This window comes from Aurantibacter sp., assembly GCF_039941195.1.
Lineage (GTDB): Bacteria > Bacteroidota > Bacteroidia > Flavobacteriales > Flavobacteriaceae > Aurantibacter_A.
The window spans coordinates 1-5,712 of sequence record NZ_JBDVFA010000099.1; the positions used below are offsets into that span (position 1 = coordinate 1).

Genomic DNA, 5,712 nt, shown 5'->3' on the forward strand with positions numbered 1-5,712 from the left:
ATCTGCAATAGAAAGGGTGGCGGAGGAAGTAGCTCCTAAAGCTGGAGTGTAATTTATACCGTTATTTAAAGTTACTATTATTGTCTCAGTCCCTTCAACAAGATTATCATCGACTATGCCTGCTACATTAATAAAAGCTTCAGAACCACCCGATGGTATAGTAACTGAGATAGGTAAAGCATTGTAATCACTAGCATTTGCAGCAGTACCATTAGGGTTGGCGGTACCAGTTACAGTATAATTAATTGTTCTTGCACCAGCCAAATAAAACCCAGTTAAATATACCCGAAACTGTCCCCCCACAGCACCAGCTTCACTTGCAGCTGATGGAGTTACCAATTCTATATTAGCAATTTGCCCTTGTACATTAAAGCCAAGCAACAAAATAATTAACACCAAAAATCCCCTAAAACGTTTGAAGTCAATTTTAGAGAAGCAATTTTTTTTTCTTTTCATTTTCATCTGTGCAATACTATTCTTTTTAAATAGGTCAGATGTAATTCACTCTAGTCAAATAACAACAATACAACTAAAGTTCATTTCATAGACTGTTCTTCGAATGTTCTCAATTCAATTCACAGCGAGTATGTGGTTTTCAGCAAAATTTGGGATCAATAATACTAAAAAAATCGCCCAACGCCTTATATAAAGGTTTAAATCAGGCTTTTATAGTTCAACTACATAATATACGGATAAAACAGCACTATGGTTTGATTATCGATGTGGTTTCTGGGGTAGCGTCTATTTTTCTTACAAGTCCCTGAAGTACCTTACCTGGTCCAACCTCAGTAAACACAGTAGCCCCGTCTTTTATCATATGTTGCACACTTTGCGTCCATTTAACTGGAGCTGTTAATTGCGAAATAAGATTCTGCTTAATCTCATCAGAATATATTACTGCAGTTGTAGGAACATTTTGATAAATTGGACAAGTAGGATTTTTAAATTCCGTCATTTCTATCGCAGCAGCTAATTCTTCTCTTGCAGGTTCCATTAAAGGGGAGTGAAATGCGCCACCAACTGGTAAAACTAGAGCTCTACGTGCACCTGCCTCCTTAATTTTTTCGCAAGCAATATTTATAGCCTCGATTTCACCTGAAATTACCAATTGACCTGGACAGTTATAGTTTGCAGCAACAACAACTCCATCTACCTCGCTACAAACTTTTTCAACAATACTATCTTCTAATCCTAAAACAGCAGCCATTGTACTTGGTTGAATTTTACATGCTTTCTGCATTGCATCTGCTCGTTTTGCTACTAATTTTAAGCCATCTTCAAAACTTAAACAACCATTGGCTACCAAAGCAGAAAATTCACCCAATGAATGACCAGCAACCATATCTGGCTTGAAATTATCACCACATATTTTTCCTAAAATAACTGAATGTAAAAAAATTGCAGGTTGGGTAACATTGGTCTGCTTCAATTCTTCAGCTGTACCTTCGAACATGATATCGGTTATTGAAAAGCCTAATATATCATTAGCACTTTCAAAAAGTTCTTGAGCTTGCGGGTATTCTTCGAATAAATCGAGCCCCATTCCTACAAATTGAGCTCCCTGACCAGGAAAAATATATGCGTTCATTTTTGTAAATTTTGATTGGCAAACATAGGCAATAAATACTACTTAAACCAACTTGAATATGTTACATAATTGTTGGCAATACGATCAATTTCACCTGAACTTAATTCCGGACTAATATCTTTTATTTTTTTTGCTGGCATACCAGCAAAAATAGTACCAGCAGTCACATGAGTCCCTTTTGTAACTACTGCCCCTGCCGCAATTATACTATTACTTTCAACAACACAATCATCCATTATTATACTACCCATACCCACTAAAACATTATCTTTTATGGTACAGCCATGAACAATAGCATTATGCCCAATTGAAACATTATTACCAATTGTAGTAGGCGATTTTTGATAGGTACAATGAACAACAGCACCGTCCTGTACATTTACCTTATCTCCCATTTTTATAAAATGAACATCACCACGCAACACTGCATTGAACCATACACTACATTGATTACCCATTGTGACTTCACCAACGATAGTTGCATTTTCAGCAATAAAACAATCCTTTCCAATTTCGGGAGTTTTTCCTCTGACGGACTTTATAATCATAGTTTCAAAATTTAGAAACTAAAAATAGCTCAAAAATTCCTTCTTGCGCGAAGCTGAGACAAGAAGTTCTTTTCCATTAGAAACCACAACACTTCCACCCTTGCCTTTTTTATAATTCACCACTTCATTTACATTAACTAAATAAGACTTATGAATGCGAGAAAATGCAAACTCAGTTAGGACCTCTTCAAAATACTTTAATGTTTTGCTAACTAATATTTTCTTCTTTTCGAGGTGTATTTCGGTGTAATTATCATCCGCCTTGCAATATAAAATATCACTAACATTTAACACCTGGAAGCCATCTTGCTGTGGAATTGTAATTTTTCCAATTACGCTTTTCAATTTTGGGGTTAACACTTTATCGGCTAATGCATTTTCTTTCGAAACAATATCAGACACATGATCCACCGCCTTAATAAGTTCGTCAATATTTATTGGTTTCATTAAATAATACGCTGCATGATTGTTTAAGGCATCCATGGCATATTGGTTATATGCAGTAACAAAAACGGTTTCAAAATTTCGTTCCGGCACTTGATCCAATAAATCAAAAGCATTTCCAAAGGGCATTTCCACATCCAAAAAAACCAAATCGAGAGCATTTCCTTTTATTAAATCAAGTCCTTCTTGTATACTTGAAGCCTCTCCTAACAAAGCTACATTTGGACAATATTTTACCAAATAATTCTTAAGAATTTCTCGACTATTAGCCTCGTCTTCAACTATAATTGCATTCAGTTTCATCAATCTTTTTTTAAGGTGAGAATCACTTTGGTTCCACTACCATCATTTTCTAAATCGGTTATAGCCACATCCACTCGATCTTTGTACATGTCATTTAATATTGCAACTCGCTTTTTAATATTACCCATTCCTTTGGATTTCTGTTTTTTCTGATTTTGAGTTTTTAATCTTGCCGATTTTTTACGCCCTATGCCATTATCCGAAATAACAATTTGAATACAATCTTCTTGTTTTGATATAACTTCTATGTTTAAATATCCTTTCGTTTCCTTATACCGAAGCCCATGCCATATAGCATTTTCAATATAGGGCTGTAATAACATCGGTGGAATTTCGAATGCAGCAACATCAATATTTTCATCTATATCCAACGAATAATCAAATTTATCCGGAAATCGTGAATGTTCTAATTTCACATATAATTCCAGCAATTCTAATTCTTTGGATAATGGAATAAAATCTTCTTCCGAATTTTCCAACACAGAACGCATTAAAGTTGAAAATTCACTTAAAAACCTATTAGCACTTCGCTCATCACTTTTCGCTATATAATTATTTACAGAATTAAGTGCATTAAAAATAAAATGCGGATTCATTTGAGACCTCAGCGATTTTAGGGCCAATAGATTGTTCGCTAATTTCTGTTGTTGATTACTTCTATAAAAGAAAAATGCTGCTACCCCCATTAAAATAAGTCCGGCTACTAATGAATAAATAACCCATTGCTGCCTTTTAACGCTTTCCTGTACTAATTGCTGCTCAGTAACTGCTAAATCATATTTACTTTGCGATAATTCGCGCTCTTGTTCCAAACCACTTATACGGCTTTGTTTCAATGAAATTTCTCTATTGAATCTGGCTGCTTGTGATATCTCTTGTTCTTTACGCACATATAACGTATCGACTACAGCCACATAATCTTGATAAGTTTCATAAGCCTTCGTAAAATCTCCTTTCGATTCGTACAATTCAGAAAGTTTTCTTGTGGCATCCTTTTGAACTACCAAATCATCTTCAAGACCCGCTTCTACAATACTCTTTTCCAGATATGGTATCGCTTCTTCATATTTATCTTGTGCAATATATGCTCTACCAATTTTATAATTTATACGCTGCGATGATATTGAATCCAATCCTGTTGAATTTGATTTTTGTGCTACAATTGGGGCAGGCAAACTATTCAATTCTGACAAGGTATTTTTACGCAATTGAATTTCTTCATCATACCTACTTTTATCATTGTAAAAATCAGCAACCTTTTCTTTTTCCTGAATTGCACGTTGTGGCGCCTCTTTACTCGCTAACTTAAGCGAATTATTAAAGTAACCTTCTGCCTCAACTGTACGACCTACCTTAGCGTAAGCATCAGCAATTTTAGAATTTAAATCAGTTACCTTCGGGGTAATTTGATTTTTATCAGCAACCTTTAAACCTTCCTCATAATACGAAACCGCAGTATTAATCTCATTCTTTCCTTTAAAAGCATCTCCCAACAACTCATAAAGCTCAGTACGTTGATATGGAATCATATTTTTAATCTCCAATAAGGGCACTAATGTATTTCTCGCATTATTAAAATCTTTATTTAAAATGTAAACTCTACCCAACAACAATGCTGTTCTTGTTGTTTTATTAGCTGATTGGGCATCTTTAAAGCTAGAAATTGCCAAATCATATTGCTGATAATATTGATATACCTCCCCAAGTGTACTTAAAGATTTTGCTAGTTCTTTTTTATTAGCGTTCGCTCCTAATTCGGATATAGATTGCGATATAAAATCGATGCTTTTCTCAATATTTTCTCTTTTATATTGAATTGCGGAATCTAAAAAAGATTGATGCATTGAAATTCCAGATTTAGAAGCAGACCTTTTACTAACTGAATCGCCATCATAACCCGCCACTAATACTTTAATATCCTCATCATTTTTAATAACATAACGCAAGGTTTCTATATCAGCTTTTCGAATTACAAGCTCATCGCCTATAGCTACGGTAATTTTAAATTCACCTAAATTATTGGTTTCAGTATACGCCCCGCCATCTGTAGAAATCGCAACACCAGAAATAGGCACATAGCTTTCTTTAGCCAAAACTGAGCCTTTAACTTCGACTCGCTCAGTTTGCTGCTGTTGCCCATTGCTAATATTATTGCTTAAAAGCAGTATTAAAAAAATGTAGATAACTCTTTTCATATACCTCTTACTACAACGTAAACTTAGAGGTTTTATGCGGTTCTAAAAAACAGCCCTTTCCTTAAAACAGGGAGTTTATAGACCAAAAATCAAGGTCTTACACAATCATTAGTATGGTTTACTCATTCAAAAGGGTAGTTAACTCATTGCTCTTTTTTTAAGAATTAGTTTGATTCTAGTTTAGCATCAGAATAATTCAAATAAATACTATGAAAAATACAAAACGATTTTTAGCGATAGGACTTTTAGCGGCGACCATTACAAATACATATAGTTGCGAACTAACGACGAAAAAAACAGCCCCAGAACCTTTAATAGCCCAAGCCTTGGTTAATGAGGAAAAAGAAATGAACAATACAGTAAAAATTGCACTACTATTAGACACAAGCAATAGCATGGACGGCCTTATAAACCAAGCCAAAGCTCAACTATGGGATATTGTAAACGAATTTACGCATGCTAAATGTGGAAATGAAGCTAGACCTAAGCTACAAATTGCGCTATATCAATATGGCAATGACAACCTATCCTCTCGAGAAGGATATATCCAGCAAGTTTTAAATTTTAGTAGCGATCTTGATGAAATTTCGGAGAAATTATTCTCTCTAACTACAAATGGCGGTGAAGAATATTG

Annotated in this window: 6 protein-coding genes; 1 reads left to right on the forward strand and 5 read right to left on the reverse strand. The window is 34.7% G+C overall.

Features of this window, described 5'->3' with window-relative positions; all coding sequences use genetic code 11:
* The 5 genes from ABJF52_RS17145 to ABJF52_RS17165 form a co-directional block, all read right to left on the reverse strand.
* The coding region (locus ABJF52_RS17145) for a Calx-beta domain-containing protein (protein ID WP_348153098.1) at positions 1–456 on the reverse strand (456 nt) is incomplete at its 3' end.
* Positions 457–703: 247 nt separating this feature from the next.
* A complete protein-coding gene (gene fabD, locus ABJF52_RS17150) occupies positions 704–1,588 on the reverse strand; it encodes an ACP S-malonyltransferase (protein ID WP_348153099.1) in 885 nt (294 codons plus the stop codon).
* Between the two features lie 38 nt (positions 1,589–1,626).
* Positions 1,627–2,136: a gamma carbonic anhydrase family protein gene (locus tag ABJF52_RS17155; RefSeq protein WP_348153101.1), complete on the reverse strand. Its 510-nt coding sequence runs from the start codon at positions 2,134–2,136 to the stop codon at positions 1,627–1,629.
* An 18-nt stretch (positions 2,137–2,154) separates the two neighbouring features.
* The gene (locus tag ABJF52_RS17160) at positions 2,155–2,883 is read right to left on the reverse strand and encodes a LytTR family DNA-binding domain-containing protein (protein WP_348153103.1); all 729 of its coding nucleotides are present in this window, start codon (positions 2,881–2,883) and stop codon (positions 2,155–2,157) included.
* Positions 2,883–5,078: a histidine kinase gene (locus ABJF52_RS17165; protein WP_348153105.1), complete on the reverse strand. Its 2,196-nt coding sequence runs from the start codon at positions 5,076–5,078 to the stop codon at positions 2,883–2,885. The genes ABJF52_RS17160 and ABJF52_RS17165 overlap by 1 nt, the downstream gene beginning before the upstream one ends.
* Positions 5,079–5,287: 209 nt before the next feature.
* Here ABJF52_RS17165 and ABJF52_RS17170 point away from each other — a divergent pair.
* Positions 5,288–5,712: vWA domain-containing protein (locus tag ABJF52_RS17170; RefSeq protein ID WP_348153107.1), on the forward strand; the 425-nt coding region annotated here is incomplete at its 3' end.